Below are 1727 nucleotides of genomic sequence, written 5' to 3'. Positions count from 1 at the left end.
CTCCTACAGGGCCGTGTTGTGCCGCAACTTTGCATACGACACCGGCCCTGTAGGAGCGAGGCTTGCCCGCGAAGGCAGCACCTCGGTCTCAGCCCTTCAAGGCCGCAGCCAAGATCAATGCTTTCATCTCGGACACCGCCGACTTGAACCCGACAAACAACGCATGCGCCACCAGCGCATGGCCGATGTTCAGTTCGTTGATGCCCTTGATCGCGGCCACCGCTTCAACGTTGTGATAATGCAGGCCGTGGCCGGCATTGACGATCAGCCCCTGAGCCAGGCCAAACGCTACGCCATCCGCCACACGCTTCAGCTCTTGCGCCACGTCGGTCGGTGTCTCGGCATCGGCATAACGACCGGTGTGCAACTCGATAGCCGGCGCACCCACACGACGGGACGCTTCGATCTGCCGCTCGTCTGCATCGATGAACAGCGACACCTCACAGCCAATCTTCGACAGGCGATCCACCGCCGCCTTGATCCGCGCCTCTTGCCCTGCCACGTCCAGGCCACCTTCGGTGGTCAGTTCCTGACGGGTTTCCGGGACCAGGCAAATGTGCGCCGGGCGGATGCGCTCGGCGAACACCATCATTTCTTCGGTGACGCCCATTTCGAAATTCATGCGGGTTTGCAGTACATCCTTGAGCAACAGCACGTCGCGCTCCTGGATGTGTCGACGGTCTTCGCGCAGGTGCACGGTGATGCCGTCAGCCCCCGCCTCTTCCGCGTCCAGCGCTGCCTTGACCGGATCCGGGTAACGAGTGCCCCGGGCCTGACGCAGAGTGGCAACGTGGTCGATGTTCACGCCAAGAAGAATGCGATTGCTGGTGGTCACGGAAGCGCTCCTGAATTTAAAGATTCGGCGCACAGCATACGGGGAGACTACGGCTTGCGAAACAGCTCGCGACTGACCAGCGGACGACCGCCCAAGTGAACAGCCAATGCCTGACGCATCAGACGCTTGGCGGCGGACAGCGCACCGGGTGCGGTCCAGTCAGCCTCAGCCATGGCCAACAGCTCGGTGCCGTTGAACAGACCGGGTTGCAGCAGATAGACCTGCTCCAGGCCAGCATCCACTTGCAAACGATACAGACCGTCCGGAGCAATGGGCTCGCCGTGGATGTCGGTGGTCAGGGCGAAACCGTAACCGAGGTCGTCGAGCAGGCGCCACTCGAAGGATCGCAGCAACGGCTCCAGGGGTCGGCCTTCGGCCAGCGCCAGCAACGTCGCAGCGTAGTGATCAAACACGCCTGGGTGCGGGTCTTCGGCGGGCAGCAAGCGGATCAGCAGTTCGTTGAGGTAGAGGCCGCTGAACAGCGCCTCGCCGTTGAGCCAGGTTGAAACACCGGCGGCTTCCATTCGCCCAACGTTCTTCAGCTCACCCCGCCCGCGAAACTCCACTTCCAGCGACACGAAGGGCCGCGCCAATGTCCCGGCCTTGCCCCGCGCGCTGCGCAACACCGCCCGTAGCCGACCTTGCGGCGTGAGGAAGTCCACCAACGCACTGCTTTCGCGGTAGGCGCGGGAGTGGAGGACGTAGGCGGGTTGGCCAATGGGCTGGGACATGGAGTTCTCAATGAAGAAACGCGATCTTATAAACAACCAGAAACCAATGTGGGAGCGAGCCTGCTCGCGATTGCGGTCTGTCAGTCAACAGTAATGTTGAATTTCAGGTCCTCATCGCGAGCAGGCTCGTTCCCACAGGGGTTCTTCGGTGTATCTGGATC

At 61.9% G+C, this 1727-nt stretch carries 2 protein-coding genes; both read right to left on the bottom strand.

Annotated elements, in window-relative coordinates:
- Nucleotides 1-88: 88 nt before the first annotated feature.
- Entirely contained in the window at nucleotides 89-835 is a 747-nt protein-coding gene (gene pdxJ / locus QMX98_RS34480) for a pyridoxine 5'-phosphate synthase (protein WP_077748282.1), read from the bottom strand.
- A gap of 47 nt (nucleotides 836-882) precedes the next feature.
- Nucleotides 883-1566, bottom strand: coding sequence for a DNA repair protein RecO (gene recO / locus QMX98_RS34475; RefSeq protein WP_077748281.1), 684 nt, complete (start codon nucleotides 1564-1566; stop codon nucleotides 883-885).
- Nucleotides 1567-1727 lie beyond the last annotated feature (161 nt).

This window comes from Pseudomonas sp. PS02303 (genome assembly GCF_029959925.1).
Taxonomy (GTDB): domain Bacteria; phylum Pseudomonadota; class Gammaproteobacteria; order Pseudomonadales; family Pseudomonadaceae; genus Aquipseudomonas; species Aquipseudomonas mandelii.
The sequence above is the reverse complement of the archived record's forward strand: the minus strand, read 5'-3'. Positions and strand labels throughout refer to the sequence as shown.

What these genes read in the sequence shown, in the direction of transcription:
- recO (WP_077748281.1), bottom strand. Translation starts at nt 1,566, where the DNA reads ATGTCCCAGCCCATTGGCCAACCCGCCTACGTCCTCCACTCCCGCGCC.